This is a genomic window from Acinetobacter sp. S-1 (assembly GCF_059579785.1).
This window is the reverse complement of sequence record NZ_CM184207.1, coordinates 3,583,093-3,601,462: the sequence shown is the minus strand read 5'-3', so window position 1 is coordinate 3,601,462 and position 18,370 is coordinate 3,583,093. Positions and strand designations below refer to the sequence as shown.

Annotated in this window: 19 protein-coding genes; 6 read left to right on the top strand and 13 right to left on the bottom strand. The window is 38.2% G+C overall.

Going from position 1 to position 18,370, the window contains the following annotated elements; genetic code table 11:
* Nucleotides 1-45: 45 nt before the first annotated feature.
* The 4 genes from AC52J8_RS17265 to AC52J8_RS17250 all read right to left on the bottom strand — a co-directional run bounded on the left by AC52J8_RS17265 (nucleotide 46) and on the right by AC52J8_RS17250 (nucleotide 2,243).
* The gene (locus AC52J8_RS17265; protein WP_214287875.1) at nucleotides 46-627 is read right to left on the bottom strand and encodes a lytic transglycosylase domain-containing protein; all 582 of its coding nucleotides are present in this window, start codon (nucleotides 625-627) and stop codon (nucleotides 46-48) included.
* A 307-nt stretch (nucleotides 628-934) separates the two neighbouring features.
* Nucleotides 935-1,168 carry a DUF2798 domain-containing protein gene (locus tag AC52J8_RS17260; RefSeq protein WP_086398721.1) on the bottom strand — a complete coding sequence of 78 codons (234 nt, stop codon included), beginning with the start codon at nucleotides 1,166-1,168 and terminating at the stop codon, nucleotides 935-937.
* A 4-nt stretch (nucleotides 1,169-1,172) separates the two neighbouring features.
* Nucleotides 1,173-1,739, bottom strand: coding sequence for a flavodoxin family protein (locus AC52J8_RS17255; protein WP_086398718.1), 567 nt, complete (start codon nucleotides 1,737-1,739; stop codon nucleotides 1,173-1,175).
* 18 nt (nucleotides 1,740-1,757) lie between these two features.
* Complete coding sequence (locus AC52J8_RS17250; protein ID WP_086398717.1) at nucleotides 1,758-2,243, bottom strand: DUF2938 domain-containing protein; 486 nt, start codon at nucleotides 2,241-2,243, stop codon at nucleotides 1,758-1,760.
* A gap of 81 nt (nucleotides 2,244-2,324) precedes the next feature.
* Here AC52J8_RS17250 and AC52J8_RS17245 point away from each other — a divergent pair, with 81 nt between their 5' ends.
* The 4 genes from AC52J8_RS17245 (at nucleotide 2,325) to AC52J8_RS17230 (ending at nucleotide 7,545) form a co-directional block, all read left to right on the top strand.
* The gene (locus AC52J8_RS17245) at nucleotides 2,325-2,729 is read left to right on the top strand and encodes a helix-turn-helix domain-containing protein (protein WP_086265381.1); all 405 of its coding nucleotides are present in this window, start codon (nucleotides 2,325-2,327) and stop codon (nucleotides 2,727-2,729) included.
* Nucleotides 2,730-2,879: 150 nt separating this feature from the next.
* Entirely contained in the window at nucleotides 2,880-4,139 is a 1,260-nt protein-coding gene (locus AC52J8_RS17240) for an esterase-like activity of phytase family protein (RefSeq protein WP_086398716.1), read from the top strand.
* Nucleotides 4,140-4,351: 212 nt separating this feature from the next.
* A complete protein-coding gene (locus AC52J8_RS17235; protein ID WP_005065662.1) occupies nucleotides 4,352-6,730 on the top strand; it encodes a YgiQ family radical SAM protein in 2,379 nt (792 codons plus the stop codon).
* A gap of 314 nt (nucleotides 6,731-7,044) precedes the next feature.
* Nucleotides 7,045-7,545, top strand: a complete 501-nt coding sequence (locus tag AC52J8_RS17230; RefSeq protein ID WP_017385843.1) for a DUF2726 domain-containing protein — start codon at nucleotides 7,045-7,047, stop codon at nucleotides 7,543-7,545.
* Between the two features lie 147 nt (nucleotides 7,546-7,692).
* Here the strand turns inward: AC52J8_RS17230 and AC52J8_RS17225 are convergent, their stop codons facing one another.
* From AC52J8_RS17225 to creB, 5 genes are all read right to left on the bottom strand, one after another.
* Entirely contained in the window at nucleotides 7,693-8,046 is a 354-nt protein-coding gene (locus AC52J8_RS17225) for a RidA family protein (RefSeq protein WP_086398715.1), read from the bottom strand.
* 75 nt (nucleotides 8,047-8,121) lie between these two features.
* Nucleotides 8,122-8,325 (bottom strand): hypothetical protein, encoded by a 204-nt coding sequence (locus AC52J8_RS17220; RefSeq protein WP_014208145.1) that lies wholly within the window; start codon nucleotides 8,323-8,325, stop codon nucleotides 8,122-8,124.
* Nucleotides 8,326-8,372: 47 nt separating this feature from the next.
* Complete coding sequence (creD, locus tag AC52J8_RS17215; RefSeq protein ID WP_086398714.1) at nucleotides 8,373-9,776, bottom strand: cell envelope integrity protein CreD; 1,404 nt, start codon at nucleotides 9,774-9,776, stop codon at nucleotides 8,373-8,375.
* A 75-nt stretch (nucleotides 9,777-9,851) separates the two neighbouring features.
* The gene (gene creC / locus AC52J8_RS17210) at nucleotides 9,852-11,279 is read right to left on the bottom strand and encodes a two-component system sensor histidine kinase CreC (protein ID WP_250621367.1); all 1,428 of its coding nucleotides are present in this window, start codon (nucleotides 11,277-11,279) and stop codon (nucleotides 9,852-9,854) included.
* Nucleotides 11,280-11,321: 42 nt separating this feature from the next.
* On the bottom strand, nucleotides 11,322-12,044 hold the full coding sequence (gene creB / locus AC52J8_RS17205) for a two-component system response regulator CreB (RefSeq protein ID WP_086398712.1): 723 nt from the start codon (nucleotides 12,042-12,044) through the stop codon (nucleotides 11,322-11,324).
* Between the two features lie 167 nt (nucleotides 12,045-12,211).
* On the opposite strand from creB, the gene AC52J8_RS17200 reads away from it, so the two are divergent.
* Complete coding sequence (locus AC52J8_RS17200) at nucleotides 12,212-12,328, top strand: hypothetical protein (protein ID WP_081310191.1); 117 nt, start codon at nucleotides 12,212-12,214, stop codon at nucleotides 12,326-12,328.
* Between the two features lie 4 nt (nucleotides 12,329-12,332).
* On the opposite strand, the gene dinB is transcribed toward AC52J8_RS17200, so the two are convergent.
* The 4 genes from dinB to AC52J8_RS17180 form a co-directional block, all read right to left on the bottom strand.
* On the bottom strand, nucleotides 12,333-13,388 hold the full coding sequence (dinB, locus tag AC52J8_RS17195; RefSeq protein ID WP_002121640.1) for a DNA polymerase IV: 1,056 nt from the start codon (nucleotides 13,386-13,388) through the stop codon (nucleotides 12,333-12,335).
* A 1-nt stretch (nucleotide 13,389) separates the two neighbouring features.
* Nucleotides 13,390-14,148, bottom strand: coding sequence for a glycoside hydrolase family 25 protein (locus tag AC52J8_RS17190; protein WP_086398711.1), 759 nt, complete (start codon nucleotides 14,146-14,148; stop codon nucleotides 13,390-13,392).
* A 76-nt stretch (nucleotides 14,149-14,224) separates the two neighbouring features.
* Nucleotides 14,225-15,616 carry a multidrug transporter subunit MdtD gene (gene mdtD / locus AC52J8_RS17185; RefSeq protein ID WP_033851272.1) on the bottom strand — a complete coding sequence of 464 codons (1,392 nt, stop codon included), beginning with the start codon at nucleotides 15,614-15,616 and terminating at the stop codon, nucleotides 14,225-14,227.
* Between the two features lie 171 nt (nucleotides 15,617-15,787).
* Nucleotides 15,788-16,411, bottom strand: a complete 624-nt coding sequence (locus AC52J8_RS17180) for an LOG family protein (RefSeq protein ID WP_002062375.1) — start codon at nucleotides 16,409-16,411, stop codon at nucleotides 15,788-15,790.
* A 326-nt stretch (nucleotides 16,412-16,737) separates the two neighbouring features.
* Here AC52J8_RS17180 and AC52J8_RS17175 point away from each other — a divergent pair, with 326 nt between their 5' ends.
* Nucleotides 16,738-18,327, top strand: a complete 1,590-nt coding sequence (locus AC52J8_RS17175) for a TerC family protein (protein WP_002121643.1) — start codon at nucleotides 16,738-16,740, stop codon at nucleotides 18,325-18,327.
* Nucleotides 18,328-18,370 lie beyond the last annotated feature (43 nt).

Sequence of the window (18,370 nt, the reverse complement as noted above, 5' to 3'; positions counted from 1 at the left end):
TAAAAAAGCCCATTAATAGATGGGCTTTTTTTATTTGACTTTAATTTATAAAGCACTTTTTAAAGTTTTCTGATGACGTTTCACAGATCGAGCATATTTTTTAGCTTTGTGTCGTGTCCAGAAGCTTCGCTCATATCCAGTTGGTCCCACATTATAATAAGCAGTTGCTTTGAACCAACTATCAGCTGACTGATAATAGTGATTCAAAATATAAGCACCACATTGAATATTAGTGGTTTCATCATATAAATTCCCCGCACAAGTTTGTTGCCAATAACTTGGAATAATTTGAGTTAAACCGACGGCGCCAGTAGGAGAGCGAGCGTTACTATTGTAACTAGACTCTTGCCTGATGACTGCTGCGAGTAAAAGAGGGGGGACATTATATTGGTCAGCACTTTGAATAATCATTGGAGATAGCCGATTGGCTGTGCTCGCTGGAACAGAATAAGCTTTTTGTAAGCCAGACGAGAGTTTATTTGAGCGCCAAGAAAATGAGCCACTGTTAGGCCCTAAGCTTGTACACCCTGTCATTATTATCATTAAAGCAATAATAAAAAATTTGAGGCTAAGACGGTGTAATTGTGATGGTTCAAAATGATCTTGAGCTAAAGATGAGGTAAGCAAAATACAAAACCAATAATCAAATTTTAAATGAAATGATGGTATTCAGCCGTACCTACCAGATCAATATAAGTTCTGTTGCTCAGCACATTTAGAAAGTAAGAATTTTGTATAATTGAAATGAAAAAACCCCGACATCCTGTCGAGGTTTCTTCGTATTCAGCTTTATGTAGCTAACTCCTGTCAACTACCGCTTCCTGCGTTCTTATTCTTCTTCAATGAGACATCCTGTCTCTCTATGATTTATATACTATGAAAAAATACTAAAGCTGAATATCCGAAAATCACCGCAAGTTTCGTACGTTTTAACTTACAGACGTGCTTTTTCAACTTTCTTAAATATGATGTCGACTAGTTTCTGGGCTATAGGAGCACAAATTAATACACTTGGGAAAGCTAATATCCATGCAATAATCCAAGCTGATACCCATAATGAAACGAAGTGATGATTTAGCCCTACAACCTTGAAAGTTGAAATACCTGAAACTATAAAAGACATCATTCCCGATAAAATTAAGAGGAATAAAAGTTTCTGTGCTTTCATGGTTTTATATTGCTTGATAAGCATTTAGGGTCAAAGCAAAATTTTCTCCAAATTGTTGAGCGGTTTTAATATCTCCTTCATCAAAACCAGCTGCATTACTGCCATGTTCAGCTTGAGCCATTAAGCCTGACCATGAACCGAGACGGTTAGCTGCTTTTGCATAGGCAACACCTTGATGTTGTTCTGGCAGAATTGGATTGCCAATCCAGAGCATACCGTGTTGCATACAAAAGGTAAAAATGGAAATTAGCGTGGATTGTTTATCACCAGCAGGAAGAGATGAAACGGTAAATCCAGCCGCTAATTTTCCTTTAAAACTTTGTTTTTTCCATAATGGACCAGTTGCATCCATAAGTTGTTTTAACTTGGAGGATACACCACCTAAATAAGTGGGGGTTCCCCAAATTAAGCCCTCATATTGGATAAGAATTTCTGGGCTGTTGATAATATCTTCAGTATTGAGTAAATCTGCTTTCATATTTTTATGGCTCAAAATACCAGTTTGAATTTGCTGAGCAATAAATTGGGTGTGACCTTGGCGGCTATGGTAAATAATGGCAACAGTTTTCATGAGCAGTCTCCTCTTTATTTAAATTTGAAATAGTTTTGCAGTGAGATATAAGCCACAACCAAAAACACTATGGTTCATCAAACTTTTTAGACAGTTCAAAAAAGGATGAAGTGTTTTTGATGAAGCAAAGCCACTACCCATCGCAGGTTGCATAATAAAAAATGGAATGAGGACGGTGACTACACCAAACATTAGAGCTGAGTAAAACTGAGGATGGCTAAGCCAAGTTGAACCAATAATGAAAAGAAAACTCAATGCAAAGATAATCCCAACACTATAGTGAGCAATCCAACCCAATAAATATTCGCCCTTAATTTGAGGGCTTTTGGCAATAGATTGATGGATGAGTTTCCATTGAAATATCCAACCAACCCAGCGGCCGAGGAAAGCAAAATTTAAGGTCGGAATTTTGAACATCTTTAATATTAATAGCCAGATATCCATAATAATTGTTGCACCAATACCAAGATATAAAGCTTGAAAGAACAACGTAGAGGTATTCATTTTTACACCTTGCTTTTATACGTATGAAACGTGATAAATTTATTGTGCAAGTTCAAGTTCACTTGAAGTCAAGAGGCTATTATGGATATTGGTGAAGTTGCTAAAAAGGCAAAAGTCACAACGGCTACACTACGCTTTTATGAAGAGAAAGGATTAATTAAATCGATAGGGCGGCAAGGCTTACGTCGACAATACGGCAAGCAGGTCATTGATCAATTGGCATTAATCTCTTTAGGTCGTGCTGCGGGTTTTTCCTTAAATGAAATCGCAACAATGTTTGGGCAAGATGGTAAGCCTGAGCTTGACCGGCAAAAATTAAAAGATAAAGCTCAACAATTAGAGCAAATGGCAAAGCGATTGCATTTTATCAGCCAAGGATTAGAACACGCTGCTGTATGTCCTGCCGAAAATCATATGGAATGTCCAACTTTCCAAAAATTTTTAAAAGCAGCAATTGCTGGAGAATATCAACCAACAAAACTTTAAGCAGTTTTTAGCGAAGAGGTCTAATTTTTGAGGTTGTATTAAATAGTTGGTCTTGTCATATTTTCGCCATAAAGATTTCATCTTTTTGAAGTAAAAACTTCATATAAGCTTGATTAAATTTGCTTAATTTTTTACCAACTGTATAAAACCATGAGCAAAAAAACATTAGCGGTATTATTATGCTGTGCCAGTTTAGGATTGGCGGCATGTAATGATGATAACGACCAAGAACAAACTTCACCTACTGAAACCGTTACCGAACCAACCTTAATTTCTTTTGCTAAATTACCTGTAGAAACTTATGCTGCTGGTCCAGACTCTGGTGCATATGTGAAAGGTGCAAATGGAATTTATCCTCCATTTAAAGGTCAACCTGTACAAGGCTTTTCTGCTGCATTAAAAAATGTAGATGGCAGTTATATGGCAATGGCCGATAACGGTTTTGGAACTCAAGATAATTCAGCAGACTTTTTACTTCGTATTTATAAAATAAAGCCGGATTTCAAAACTAAAGCTAAAGGCACGAGCCAAGTTACTGTACAAAGCTTTATCCAACTGCGTGATCCGAATAAATTAATTCCATTTAATATCGTGAATGGTGATACAGCTGAGCGTTTATTAACGGGTGCTGATTTTGACCCAGAGTCGATGCAGCGTACTAGTGACGGGACCTACTGGATTGGAGATGAGTTTGGACCTTATTTACTTCATTTTTCAGCAGATGGCGTGTTATTAGATGCGCCGATTGCTCTGCCAAATCCGTTAAATCCGACTCAAGAATTACGTTCACCACAAAATCAATTTAATAAAGCGCAAATTAATTTTGTAGAACCTCTAGTTCAGCAAAGTGGTGGTTTTGAAGGAATGGCAATTTCGCCAGATGGACAGTATCTTTACCCACTTGTAGAAAAGCCAATTAAGTCAATTCGAGAAACGGAAAGACAATTATTGATTTCTCAATTTGATGTGAAGAAAAAAGCGTATACAGGGAAATATTATTGGTTCCAGCTAGACAGCAAGGCAACCAATATTGGTGACTTCCAACTCTTTAATGATAAAGAAGGGATCATTATTGAACGTGATGCCACCCAGAATAATTTAGGCGGCTATAAAAAATTAATTCGTATTAAATTGAATGAGTCAGGCCAGCTAGTAAGCCGTGAAGATTTGGTTGATTTAATTAAAATTGCTAACCCGAATATGCTGTATGGCACAGCTAGAGCAGGTGATATTGGTACGGGACAGGCTTTTGCTTTCCCATTTGAAACCATTGAAGATGTGATTATTGAAAATGCTACAACTCTTACCGTTTTCAATGATAATAATTTCCCTGGTTCTACAGGACGTAACGCAAAACTGGCTGACGATAACGAGATTATTCAAATTCGTTTGCCAAAAGCTTTGTTCTAAGCTCTATAAATAAAAATTAAAACTGCGGCGGATTTTGATCCGCCGTATTTATGCTAAGAATAAAATATTGAATAAACTTTGATCAAATTAATTTCTATATTGTTGTTTTCGCATGTTTTATAAACAGGGAAAATGAATGAAATTCATGTTAAAATGATCGGCTTTCATCTTTAGATGTCTCTCCTTCATCTGCTAGCCGAGATTCGCAAGCCATGTCTACTGCCTACACCATGCAAACTGCGCCAAAAGCGTTGTTTGATTACGACAAATATTGGGCGTCGTGTTTTGAACCAGCGCCATTTTTGCCGATGTCACGAGAAGAAATGGACCAACTCGGCTGGGATGCTTGTGACTTTATTTTAGTCTGTGGTGATGCTTATATTGACCATCCATCATTTGTATCGGGTGTGATTGGACGTGTGCTTGAGGCACAAGGTTTCCGTGTCGGAATTATTGCGCAGCCAGACTGGACCAATGTTGAAAGCTTCCGCGTTTTAGGTAAGCCAACAATTGCTTGGGGTGTAACCGCAGGTAATATGGATTCGATGATTAACCGTTATACGGCAGATCGTAAAATTCGTTCGGATGATGCTTATTCTCCAAATAATGAACCAAATAAACGTCCAGACCGTGCAGCAACAGTTTATTGCCAACGTTGTCGAGAAGCTTTCCCTGATGTACCTGTGTTATTGGGTGGTATTGAAGGCAGTTTACGCCGTATTGCCCACTACGATTATTGGTCAGATAAAGTCCGTCGTTCGATTTTGATGGACTCAAAAGCCGATTTGCTCATGTATGGTAATGGTGAGCGTGCCATTATTGATGTAATGCATCGTTTGGCTAAAGGTGAAAAAATCCACGAGATTACTGATGTTCGTGGTACGGCATTTATTATTAATAAACATAACAAAGCATCAAAAGCAAAGTTTGTTGAAGTTGCGAGTAATGATGTAGATACGGTTGGGCGTGTTGATCCAATTATTAACCCATATGTCATGACAGAAGATATTGATGGCTGTGAGGTTGAAAAAGAAAAGGGTAACTCTTTAGCTCAGTATCAAAATTTCCAAAAAGAGATTGTTGCGAATCCGATTGTGCGTGAAGGCGACAAACTCGATGACGACACTCAAATCGTTCAATTAAAGCCAGCACCGTCAAAAGCAATTAAACACAAATTACCACCACGAGAGTTGGCGGTTATTCGCTTACCTTCTTTTGAAGAAGTGGCAAATGATCAAGTGCTTTACGCGCATGCAAACCGTATTTTGCACCTTGAAACCAACCCGGGTAATGCCCGTGCGTTGGTGCAACGCCATGGTGAGCGTGATGTGTGGATTAACCCACCTCCAATTCCTCTAACCACTGAGGAAATGGATTATGTGTTTGATTTACCATATGCACGTTTGCCACATCCTACTTATGGTGATGCTCGTTTCCCTGCATTTGATATGATCAAATTCTCGGTCAACATTATGCGTGGCTGTTTTGGCGGCTGTACGTTCTGTTCGATTACAGAACATGAAGGTCGTATTATTCAAAACCGTTCGGAAGATTCGATCTTACGTGAGATTGAAAAAATCCGTGATACGGCACCAAACTTCACCGGTATTATTTCAGATTTAGGTGGCCCAACAGCAAACATGTACCGTTTGCACTGTAAAGATCCTGAAATTGAGAAGAACTGTCGTAAACCTTCTTGTGTTTATCCGGGTGTTTGTCAAAACTTGCATACGGATCATGCACCTTTAGTACAGCTTTACCGTAAAGCGCGCGCTATTAAAGGTGTGAAGAAAATTCTGATTGGTTCTGGTTTACGTTATGACCTTGCGGTACTCAACCCTGAATATGTAAAAGAACTAGTACAACACCATGTTGGTGGTTATTTAAAAATTGCTCCTGAACATACCGAACAAGGTCCGTTATCTAAGATGATGAAACCGGGTATTGGTACGTATGATCGTTTCAAACAAATGTTTGACCGTTTTAGTAAAGAAGCAGGAAAAGAGCAATATTTAATTCCTTACTTTATTGCTGCGCATCCGGGTACTTCAGATTATGACATGATGCACCTTGCAATTTGGTTGAAAAAGAATGGTTTCCGTGCCGATCAAGTACAGACGTTCTATCCCTCGCCAATGGCAACTGCAACAACCATGTATTATTCGGGCAAAAACCCGCTTGCTAAAGTCGCTCGCTATACTGAAAAAGTTGATATTGTAAAAGGTGAAAAACGCCGTCGTCTGCATAAAGCATTCTTGCGTTATCATGATCCAAACAACTGGCCATTACTTCGTGAGGCCCTAAAAGAGATGGGTCGCGCAGATTTAATTGGTAATTCGAAGCAGCATTTAATTCCGACTTATCAGCCAAAAGGCACAGAAGGGGAATATAAGTCTGCTCGTAAGAAAAATTCGTCTACAGCAGGTGATTCGGTTAAACGTAATAATCAGCAAACGAATAATCATTCGAATCAGAAGCGTCCACAAAAAGGACAGGTTCTAACGCAACATAATGGTTTACCTCCTCGTGAAACAGGAGAAAAAAGACCGTTTGGCGGGAAAAGTAAACCTAAATCTAAAGTTCGTGGATAATGATAAAACAGGCTCTTAAATAGAGCCTGTTTTGTTTTTTATGACTCTATTTAAATCGTATAATGAGATTTTCGAGGATTTAAAGTACAAAAAACGTAACGAATAATGATAAATAGCCAAAATCTGACGAGCTGCACTTGATTGTTATTGATTCTATGATTATAAATAATGTGAGGGTGGCTAAATTTAAGCCAAGCTTGATAACTACAAGTGAAATTACTAAGTGAACCTTTTAAAAAACGGCTGTGTCGTTATCAATTAAAACAAAGTGTGATCTAGCAAAATCATTATAAAAAACTTAAAGGATTAGGCCCATGTATTATTTAATCACGATCTTATTATTATTTTTGGTTGTTGTTATGGCAGTGAAAAGTCTGTCACGAAGGCATCAACATGATAGTGCTTTAAAGCGCCGTGCAGTGTTAACTAGCCATGAGCAAATGACCTTAACCAGACTACAAACTGTTTTGCCCAAATTTACAGTATTAGCGCATGTATCTTTTGATGCACTTCTAACTACAAAATACGCGCATACACGTCGTAAATATCAAAATATGTCAGCTGATTTTGTTGTGCTTGATCAAAATTATCAGGTAGTTGTAGTTGTTGTTCTAGGGGAAAACGGTTTACGCCGAGCGCATCAACAATATGAGCGTCGCCTATTACAATTGGCTGGCTATCGTGTGCTTCATTATAGTAGTGTGCCTGATTATCATGACTTAAGAAGAGACTTATTGAGTCCTGAATCAGAATTAGCAACTTTGCATGCGACACCCCAGCTAGAAAGAATGTCAAATGCTTTTGTGAAGCCTTAAAAATTCGACATTAGCGCAACTAATCTGAGAGCTCATTTAAGAATATCTTAATAAAATGCTGAAATTCAAAATTTTAAAATTACTAAAAAATTGAGCAATATCACCTAAGATATTGCTCAATTTTATGTAGGTTTATAATTGTAAAAATTATGGAAGTACCGCAACAACTGTCATTTCTACAAGTACATCTGGCGCATAGAGTTTTGATTCTACGCATGTGCGTGCTGGTGGGTTCCCTTCACTAATCCATGCATCCCAAACCGCATTCATAGCTGCATAATCTTTTTCAATATCTTTTAGGAAAATCATGACAGAAAGAATATGGGTTTTATCTGTTCCAGCTTCTGCCAATAGACGGTCAATATTAGCTAAAGTTTGTTGAGTCTGTCCTGTAACATCTGCGCTTGTATCGTCTGCGAGTTGTCCTGCTAAGTGGACTAAATTACCTGAAATCGCGACTTCGCAGTAGCGTGAAGTAATGTGTAAACGCTGCACAGACATAAGTTTTACCTGATATAAAAACGATAGAAAAGATTGTACTTGATACAATTCTAATGCAGTGTAAATTTCTTTAAATTAGGCTGAAAAAGTTTCTATTTCCATTAATTTACGCTGTTTAAAAATAAGAATAGAGCGGTATTGTGGGCAAACGATAATATTACCTAAATTTAAAAATTGGATTTTGGCGCGCCGAAGCTGATTCAAGCAAGCTGCAACGGAGCTTTGATTTGGACACAATTGTTTGAGTTGATTTAAAGCTGATTTGGTCGTTTGATACATGGTAAGATCCTAATTTTAATATAAAAATTTAACTTCGTCCGATAGATTTAGATGCGCTGTTGTTCGGACTGATACCAATTAACATGGCGTGTGATGTACATGACACATGCAATTAGTATGAACGAAAGAATAGAGCCAAAAAGGAAGGTCTTGCCGCTGGATTGTAGTAATAGATACATCATGCCGTATAAAGCACTGAGCAAAACACCGAAGAGTATGGCGGCTTTAAAACCTTGAACGACAAAGTATAAATACCAAGTAATCAAACCAATACATGCAACTGCCGCAACGAGGTAGGCTAGGCCAAAAGCATAATATTCACTTATAGATAAAAGCAAAACAAAGAATACACCTTGTGCCATAGCCACCAGAGCGTACTGAATAGGATGAATTTTAAGACTTTTCAATACTTCAAATAAGAAGAAGCAACCAAAGGTAATAATGATCATCATAATGCCATATTTGATGGCACGATCAGTTTGGGTATAAATATTAACGGGTTCTAAAAACTGCGTTGAAATACCAGAAATGTTGTTTGAAGATGTATTTGAAGTAGCATAAGCAGCGTCAACATTACTGATCAGATTGCTTTGAGTATTTACAGCTTGGTAAAAACACTGACTATTTGCACAGGTTGAGAGACGATCTAAATTACGTTTACCTAAAGCAATATTTTTCCAGTCAGCTTCAAAGAATTGTTTTTTGCTCAGTTTCTTAAAAGGCAAACTTTGACCATCGTATTTGACATCTCCCCAATTGCCTTTAGCTTGATAGGTCATCTCGTAACTGGTTGGAACAAAGGCAAATTCGCTTAAACCTTCTAAATCAAATTGCAGACTAAAGCTAAAACCTTTTTGCAATTTTAGGATCAGTTCAGGATATTGCTTGCTGGTGATATGAAGAAGATCAAAGCCATGTTGACCTTGGCTTTGCGCAGAAAAGTCAAATTTATAATTTTTTCCATCAATATTAAATGTTGGCTTGGCGTTTAGACCGCGAGCATCTTGGATAGGAAAAATGATTTCAGCTTGATCCCAAAGATAGTTGCGTTGTGATTCAAGCATTGTGCCTTTAAATACACCTTTACCTAACATGTGATTTTGATAGCTAATTGCTTTATACATATTGCGTTTGTAAGTGTTATCAGAAACTTTAAACTGAGCTTTCCAGTCCGTTGATTCTGCCCCTAGGGTGACAAATAATGTTTGGATACAAGCGTAAGTTTTCTTTTGCTCATCGGTACATATGGTTTGAACTTGATAAGGGATTTTTAAATATGGTGCGATCACTTGTTGGGGGCGAATTTGTTCTTTTGCAATGTCTTGAATTACTTGTTGTTGATAGCTTTGGCGTTCATCTACCAAGTTTGAAATAAAAAAGAGGCCAATATAAAAAATCAAAATTAGGAATAAAACCGCTCCTATTTTAAGATTGATAAAGTTTCTACGCATAGTGGATTCCATTGTCATTCTGATATGACCAGTGTCTCGAATCGATATGCGTTTTAAATGAGTTGCAGTTGAAGCTTATGTGAAGTTTTGATGAAGTAAAATTTTTACCAATACTCCCGATTTGTGTTGCTTTAAAAAATCCAAATAATTTTCAGGGATATTTTGAATAGTGATATGACCTTGATGCTGTTGGATAATCTGCTGCACGATACTTAGCCCGATACCTGTACTTCTTTGCTGGTTATGCGGACGTGGTAATGAAAAATAGGTTTCAAATACACGATTTAAGGCATATTCAGGAATGGCTTCACCTTCATTGAATAACAGAATTTCAATGCCATCAGTGACAGTATTTTTCCTGACTTGAATGGTGAGAAGACCTTGTACAGAGCAAAAGTCTCTTGCATTATCTAAGAGATTATTGATGGCTTGTTTAAGCCAAAAGGGATCAGCATAAATTGTACAATCTTCAGGAAGATTCAGCTTTATTTGAATTTGTTTAATTTGAAAAATACTGTGTTGTTGAATCAAACAATCTCGAATTAGTTTTAATAAATCAACATTTTGGAATTCTAAAACATGCTGATTTTTCTCTAGGCGTGTCAGCAACAGCATTCGTTCAATGAGAGATTGCAAGCGATGACTTTGCTCAACAATATGTGCAGCAAATTGTTGTTGATCTTCTAAGGGCAGATCATCTTGTAATAGTTCTGCACTGGCTTGAATCGCCGTGAGTGGACTTTTCAATTCATGGGTTAAAGTATTTACATAATTTTCGACATAAGCACGATCTTCGAGTTTCTCTCGCATTTCACTGAGTGCTTGAGTGACTTGGTTCAGCTCTTTTGCAGAATAAAAAAATGGAGCTTGATTGACAGGTGCTAGTGCTTGAGCATAACGACGTACTTTATCAATACTGTGTCTTAACCAATATGCCACCATGCTTGCAAGTAATAAGCTGAGTGCAGCGATCCACAGCGCTTGATAAATCAGTTGACGTTCGGCACGTGCGATATACGGTTGCACGGATTGATTTGGTTTACCAATACTGACTACACCTATTAATTGGTGTTTGTAGATAATCGGCGCAGCGATATACATTACACTGCTGTTTCGGTCATAAGGTGTGGTTGCAGTAGAACGTGCACCGTACTTACCTTGTAGGGTTAAATAAATATCATTCCATTTTGAATAATCTTGCCCAACGGCTTGACCTTCTGAGTCGTAGATTACTATGCCGTGCTGATCTGTTATATAAAGTTGTTGATTAATTTCATCTTTTTTATGCTGCCAAATTGTAGCATTCAGTTGGCGAGATAATGCTGCTTGAATTTTTTGATCAAATTCGGGCGTACTAACTTGTTTTTGTGCTACATCTTCTGCAATCAGTTGGGCAATAATATTGGCATTTTCAGCAAGTGTATCTTCGACCACTTGGCGGACATTTGGTTTGACCTGTTGGTTTAATGTATAAGCAATAAAGCTTAGGCTCAGTACCACCACTAAGCTAAAGAAAAACCAAATGCGGATAAAGATGGACATTGATTAACCGAACTTCACTAGACTGTATCCGAACCCTCGATGCGTCTGAATGGGATCATTATCAGGGGTAATTTGTTTTAGTTTTTGCCTTAAACTTTTGATATGCGTATCGACTGTGCGTTCTAAGCTATGCTCAGGATATTCCCAAATATGATCCATTAATTGCTGACGGCTAAAGACTTGTTCAGGATGTTGAATCAACAAAAATAACAATCGATATTCATAACGTGTCAGTTGTAATGATTTTCCATAATATTTAATTTGCAAAGATTGTGGATTGCATGACCATATCGAGCATGGAGCAAATATTGCCGCCTGAGAGATTGGATTGTGACTTGAATTACTTTGTATTTGTACTTCCATTCTACGCCAAATGGCTTTAATTCTAGCCACAATTTCCCGTGCACTAAAAGGCTTTGTACAATAATCATCTGCACCGATTTCCAAACCGACAACCCGGTCAATTTCATCATCTCGTGCAGTAAGAAATAATAAAGGTGTTTGATATTTTTGGCGTAGTTGTTTGCAGACTTCAAAGCCATTAAGATCAGGTAAACCGATATCTAAAATAATAAAATCAAAAGCTTGTGCTGAAAGATATTGTAATGCTTGAGTCCCCGTATTTGCCCAACTGACATTCCAGCCTTCACGTTCAAGCGCATAACGTAGAGGAAGCACAATAGCAGCTTCATCTTCAATACATAAAATTTGTTTAGGACTCATCATGGTTAACTAATTAATATGTTGTAATTTTATTGAGTTATTTTAACGGAAGATGCGGTAGAGAAATGCTGTAATATTAATTCTTTATAAGATAAAGGGCACATTTGTGCCCTGCAATATTCGGATTTGGTCGTCACGCCAATCACAGGACGATATGCCGAAAGTAAAGGTTGCTTTGGCATGTTGCAAATACATGGGTAATGAATATGCGTGGATTAGGTTACTCTAAAGTTTTAGTAAAAGGGAGTCTATTTTGTTTAAAAGTTGCTCTTTTGAGTGAAAATTAGTCAATTACCAGAGGTTAAGCTGGAAGTCATCAGCTTGGGTCTGTAATTGATAAACGCCTATACCAATCAAGCGAAACTGGAAATGTTCGGGAATCTGCATTTCATTTAATAATAAAAATAAAACTTGGATTAAGTCCTGTAGCGACTGGATCGGTCTTTTAAAGCTTTTACTATGTTGTAAAGTCTGAAAATTCTTGAGTTTAAGTTTGATATTCACACCACGTGCATTGAGTTGTTTTTTCTCTAGTGTTTGCCAGACTTTTTCAGCTAATCCCTGCCAATAGGGCTGACATTGAGCCAAAGTAAAATCACTGTCAAAAGTGGTCTCTTTCGAAATTTGTTGGCGAGCTCTTTCAGCTTGAACAGGTCTATGGTCAATGCCCTGAGCATATAGATAGAGTTGTTGTCCGTATTTACCAAAGTGGTGAACCAAAACAGCTTCTTCAATTTTCTGTAAATCACCTAAGGTATGTAGCTGAAGCTGTTGTAATTTTTCCTGAGTGACTTTGCCCACACCAGGAATCTTTTTAAGCGGAAGGTCTTGAATAAAAGTAGCAACTTGTGAAGGTTTGATTACACATAAACCATTAGGTTTATTCCAGTCGGAAGCAATTTTTGCCAAAAACTTATTTGGTGCTACACCTGCTGATGCGGTCAATCCGGTTAATCTAAAAATATCTTCCCGAATATGCATGGCAACTTCAGTTGCACTCGCAATCTGTTTTAGGTTTTCAGTGACATCTAAATAAGCTTCATCTAAAGATAAAGGCTCAATAAGTAGTGTATATTGCTGAAAGATTGAGTGAATTTGAGCGGAAACCGTACGGTATTTTTCAAAATTTGGTTCAATAATGACAACTTGAGGACATAGTTTTCTTGCCTGACTCATCGACATGGCAGAACGCAAACCAAATTCACGGGCAGGGTAGGAGGCAGCAGCAATCACAGCTCGCGGATGATGCGAAGAAATAACGACGGGAAGATGCTTTAGATCAGGACGCTCTCGCAATTCGACTGATGCATAGAAGGCATCCATATCGATATGAATAATTTTGCGCATATTATTGTGCTTTCACGATGCCTTGCTGCTGTAAAAATTGATGCCATTGTTTGATAGATCCCTCGTAAACATTGAGATCTACAGACTTTGTGATGCCTTCAATTTTACCTTGATTACTATGCTGCCAAAAGAGCCATTTTCTTTTGTCTTTCAGCTCAGGTTTTCCTTCGTAATCTCTGACCCAAAGTGGTGTATTAGGGAAACTTCCTATTAATACAATGTGGTAAAAAGTTTTGGAAATATAAAAAATAGGCTGTTTGCCATAGTGCTGCTTTAAGCGGTCATGCATGATGCCTATTTCTTTAAGTAATTGTTCTTTGGTGTGTGCATTAATACAGTTACCGTCATATTCTAGATCGATAACAGGAGGAAGGGCATCGGCTTTGTTGGGTACAGTCGCAATAAAGTTATCCGCTTGCGTTTTACCATCACGGCATAGACGATAAAAGTGATAAGCGCCTACATGAAAACCATGTTCACGTGCCTTGAGCCAGTTTTCCTGAAATTTTGAATCTTTGTAATCGCCGCCTTCAGTCGCTTTTAAATAGACGAATTGGAATTTTTCCGGTGATATTTTTTTCCAGTTAATATCACCTTGATGATGAGAAACATCGAACCCTTGCACCGGATAATCCTGCGCAATAGCTTTTTGTTGATAGAACAGACCAAAATAAGCTAAGACTCCCATAACACAAGCTAAGCCAATTCCGATTAGGGTATTGTGCTGTGATGTGAAAAAAGTTTTAGCCAGTTTGCTCATTCAAAACTCATTAAAATTTGAAGTCGACATCATAGCGTGATTCACGAGCGAGAAACCATGCTAAAAATGCAACCGCTTATACAGACGTATCCTTTGGAATTTGCCAGAAAATAAAAGCAGTAATGACATTGATACAACCGAGGCAAATTAAAGTGACATGGAATGCAGTGGTTACATGAGCTGGGCCATAATAATTGGTAAATACGTTAATGAGTGTACCTGCCAGTGCCACGCCAATACTCATTGATAGCATCATGATCATCGATAGAAAACTATTACCGCTACTCGCATCTTGTTGAGGCAAGTCTTTCAAGGTTAATGTATTCATGCCAACAAATTGCAGTGAATTTAATGTGCCAAACAAGAAAAAGTGCAAGGCTCTAAACCAAGTTGGAGTATCGACGGTCATAATTGCAAAAGAGGCAATACATAGCCCAACTAATGTTGTGTTAATGAGTAAAAAACGTCGATAGCCAATTTTTTGAATAATAGGCCTGACAATTGGCTTTGAAAATAATGAGCCCAAGACCAATGGAATCATCATTAAACCTGCAATAAATGGTTCAAAACCAAAAGCGACTTGTAGCATGAGTGGTAAAACAAAAGGCAAAGCATTACCTCCAAAGCGGGCAAAGAAGTTACCTAAAATACCAATCGCATAAATTTTGTTTCTAAAGAGTCGGCTACGAAATAACGCATTTTGATGAGTATGTGAATGATAGGCATACCATAGTGTTGCGATTATTCCGACGACTAATAATGAAATGCTAAACCATTTTGAATATTCAGGTGAGGCTAGGTGTTCGATCCCTAAAGACCATCCAATCATTGCCACCACTAATAAGATGAAGCCGCCTAAATCAAATGTTTTGACTGAGGGTTCTTTTACATTTGGCATGACTTTTAGTGTCATTAGTATACCAAGTATGCCCATAGGAATATTAATCAGGAAAATCCAATGCCAAGTTGCAACTTCAACCAACCATCCGCCCAAAGTTGGACCAGCCAAAGGCCCGAGTAAACCCGCAAGGCTCATTAAGCTCATCGCAGCTAAGAACTGAGTTCGAGGAATAATTTTTAAAAGTGATAATCGGCCAACAGGGAGTAGTAAGGCGCCGCCTATGCCTTGGATGACTCGGAAAAATAACAGCTGATTGAGACTTTGTGAAAGTCCACATCCTAAAGAAGCCAGAGTAAAAATGACGATTGCCGACAAGAAAATATTTCTGACACCAAAGCGGTCTGCCAACCAGCCACTTAGAGGAATACAGGCAGCAACCGATAATACATAGGCCACCACTACGCTGTGCATGCGTAAAGGATCTTCATTGAGATGATGAGCCATCGCAGGAATAGCAGTATTTACAATGGTTGTGTCCAAGGCCTGCATAAAAAAGCCAATAGAAACCAAAAGAACGAGTAGTCGATATTCGGGTTGCAAAGCTTGGTGTGTCGGCGTGGCATTCATAACATTTGAAAATTAACGTTTTGGTCTAGTGTAAAACAAATTGAATTTAAAAGAAGTAAGCCAATGTTGACTACCCCTTTACTAAATCTAAGTTCTTTTGAAGGCAGAGGTGAAAATAGTTAAAACAAAAAAAGCGGCAGAACCGCTTTTTTAAATAGAGTAGGGGGACAACTAGACAACAAATCTTTTTGGCATTTTTAAGTTTTTAATGACGTTATAAATTTGATCAACATCATCACATACAATTAATTTAGCTCGATGTTGAAGGGGAAGGAAACCTTCCTGAACTGCATGGTCTAATTGGGCAATAAGTGCGTTATAAAAGCCATTTACGTTATATAAAATCATGGGCTTTTGATGTTGGTTGAGTTGGCCCCAAGTGGCTATTTCCAATATTTCTTCAAATGTTCCTAAACCACCTGGTAACGCAATAAATGCACTTGCACGTTCAGCCATCATGGCTTTACGTTCATGCATGGTTTCTACGACATGTAATTCAGTTAGGCCTGCATGTGCGACTTCATAATCAAGCATAAATTCAGGGATCACACCGACAGCTTCACCGCCGTTTGCGAGAACGCTCTCAGCGACTTGTCCCATTAAGCCGATACTGGCACCGCCATAGACTAATCCAAAGCCTTGTTCAGCGATTCCATGAGCGAGTTCAATTGCTTTTTCTCGGTAGATTGGATTATTTCCTGCACGTGAACCACAATATAATGCAATAAGAGGTTGTTTTGTTTTTACAGCTGTTATTGGTGAATCATTTACTGCCATTGTTAATACGCTATTCATTGTTTTATTTTTACCTTATCACGTTCATATTTCTTGTCTACAGTAAGCAAAAGATATGACAACTTTATAAGCAGATTTATAAGAAAGATTCATGTTTTGTATGGGTTTGGTGAATGCTAGTCATGAACAAATAAAAATGATGAATTTATGTTAAATCTTGCCTATACTAAAAATTCGTTTAACAACATATGAACAAATATGGGTAGTGGTTGTAGTCGCTCCGTTTTAATTTCTTGTCTTAAAAAAACATTTTCCCCCCTTTGTATAGGCGCGCCTGTTGTGTTGCCAAATAAAGATAAAATCCAAACAACACAGGAGCAGGATCAATGATCTTTGAATGGATGTCTGATCCCTCTGCTTGGGTGGGTTTAGCAACTTTAATCGTTCTTGAAATTGTATTGGGGATCGATAACCTCGTTTTTATCGCGATTTTGGCTGAGAAATTGCCGCCAGAGCAACGAGCTAAAGCACGTATAGTTGGTTTGGTGCTCGCGTTAGGAATGCGCCTTGTACTCTTGGCCTCGATTGCTTGGGTCGTGACGCTGACTGAACCACTCTTCCATATTTTTGATCATCCATTCTCTGGTCGTGATTTGATTTTGTTATTCGGTGGTGTGTTCTTATTATTTAAAGGCACCATGGAATTGCATGAACGGATGGAAGGAAAACAACTTCATAAAGAAGATAATCCGGTTCATGCTGCATTCTGGATGGTCATTGTCCAGATTGTTGTGCTTGATGCTGTATTCTCGTTAGACAGTGTGATTACAGCTGTAGGTATGGTGAAAGAGCTGTCAGTCATGATGGTTGCGGTTGTGATTGCTGTCGGAATCATGTTGTGGGCATCAAAACCACTCATGGACTTCGTCAATAAACATCCAACAGTTGTCATTCTGTGTCTTGGCTTCTTGATGATGATCGGTTTCTCTTTGGTGGTGGAAGGCTTTGGTTTCCATATTCCGAAGGGCTATTTATATGCTGCAATTGGCTTCTCGGTTTTGGTAGAAGTTATCAATCAGAGCATGCGTCGCAATCAGGAAAAGCTAGTTACCACTACAGACTTACGTTATCGCACTGCCTCTGCGGTTTTACGTATGTTAGGCAGTAAGAATAGTAGTTCTTCAGATACTCAATCTTCTGATAAAGAAGATGTATTAGCGACACAAGCTTTTGCTGATGAAGTTTTTGACGAAGAAAATGGTGCTTATCACAGTGTGCTTGTACAAGGTGTGCTTGGTTTATCAGAGCGTCCTGTAAAATCTGTTATGACTCCACGCCCTGAACTTGAGTGGATTGACTTAGACGATGAACCTGAAGTTTTAAAAGAACGTTTAATGTCGATGACACATTCTCGTTTGATCGTTGCACGCGGTGAACTTGATAATATTGAGGGTATTGCGCTTACGCATAAAGTTTTAAACAACTTTATTGAAACAGGTGTAATTGATTTCCAAAAGCATCTACGTGAACCTGTGATTGTGCATGAAAATGCTCAAGTACTTATGGTGATGGAGCAATTACGCCAAGCACCTTTACAAATGGCGATCGTATTAAATGAATATGGTTCAATCGAAGGTATTGCAACACCAATTGATATCTTAGAAGCAATTGCGGGTGAATTCCCAGATGAAGATGAGTTAGACGCTGCTGCTGAAAGCTTGGCAGATGGTTCATTAATGCTTGAAGGTTCAACTGATATTCGCCATGTATCACTTTTATTAGGTCGTGATCTCGTTGACGAAAGTGAACAGTATTCAACTTTATCGGGCTACTTGTTATTCCATTTAGGCCGTTTACCGGAAAATGGTGAAGCTGTTGAGGCAGACGGTTATCGCTTTGAAGTGATTACGATGGAAGGTCATAAAATTGAGAAAGTTCATATTGTTTCTATCGAACAAGATGAATCAAAAGATTAAATGACGTTTTAAGTCTAGAAACATCATAAAATAGCTCAACTCT

What these genes read in the sequence shown, in the direction of transcription:
- AC52J8_RS17260 (WP_086398721.1), bottom strand. Translation starts at nt 1,168, where the DNA reads ATGAAAGCACAGAAACTTTTATTCCTCTTAATTTTATCGGGAATGATG.
- AC52J8_RS17255 (WP_086398718.1), bottom strand. Translation starts at nt 1,739, where the DNA reads ATGAAAACTGTTGCCATTATTTACCATAGCCGCCAAGGTCACACCCAA.
- AC52J8_RS17250 (WP_086398717.1), bottom strand. Translation starts at nt 2,243, where the DNA reads ATGAATACCTCTACGTTGTTCTTTCAAGCTTTATATCTTGGTATTGGT.
- AC52J8_RS17245 (WP_086265381.1), top strand. Translation starts at nt 2,325, where the DNA reads ATGGATATTGGTGAAGTTGCTAAAAAGGCAAAAGTCACAACGGCTACA.
- AC52J8_RS17240 (WP_086398716.1), top strand. Translation starts at nt 2,880, where the DNA reads ATGAGCAAAAAAACATTAGCGGTATTATTATGCTGTGCCAGTTTAGGA.
- AC52J8_RS17235 (WP_005065662.1), top strand. Translation starts at nt 4,352, where the DNA reads ATGTCTACTGCCTACACCATGCAAACTGCGCCAAAAGCGTTGTTTGAT.
- AC52J8_RS17230 (WP_017385843.1), top strand. Translation starts at nt 7,045, where the DNA reads ATGTATTATTTAATCACGATCTTATTATTATTTTTGGTTGTTGTTATG.
- AC52J8_RS17225 (WP_086398715.1), bottom strand. Translation starts at nt 8,046, where the DNA reads ATGTCTGTGCAGCGTTTACACATTACTTCACGCTACTGCGAAGTCGCG.
- AC52J8_RS17220 (WP_014208145.1), bottom strand. Translation starts at nt 8,325, where the DNA reads ATGTATCAAACGACCAAATCAGCTTTAAATCAACTCAAACAATTGTGT.
- creD (WP_086398714.1), bottom strand. Translation starts at nt 9,776, where the DNA reads ATGCGTAGAAACTTTATCAATCTTAAAATAGGAGCGGTTTTATTCCTA.
- creB (WP_086398712.1), bottom strand. Translation starts at nt 12,044, where the DNA reads ATGATGAGTCCTAAACAAATTTTATGTATTGAAGATGAAGCTGCTATT.
- dinB (WP_002121640.1), bottom strand. Translation starts at nt 13,388, where the DNA reads ATGCGCAAAATTATTCATATCGATATGGATGCCTTCTATGCATCAGTC.
- AC52J8_RS17190 (WP_086398711.1), bottom strand. Translation starts at nt 14,148, where the DNA reads ATGAGCAAACTGGCTAAAACTTTTTTCACATCACAGCACAATACCCTA.
- mdtD (WP_033851272.1), bottom strand. Translation starts at nt 15,616, where the DNA reads ATGAATGCCACGCCGACACACCAAGCTTTGCAACCCGAATATCGACTA.
- AC52J8_RS17180 (WP_002062375.1), bottom strand. Translation starts at nt 16,411, where the DNA reads ATGAATAGCGTATTAACAATGGCAGTAAATGATTCACCAATAACAGCT.
- AC52J8_RS17175 (WP_002121643.1), top strand. Translation starts at nt 16,738, where the DNA reads ATGATCTTTGAATGGATGTCTGATCCCTCTGCTTGGGTGGGTTTAGCA.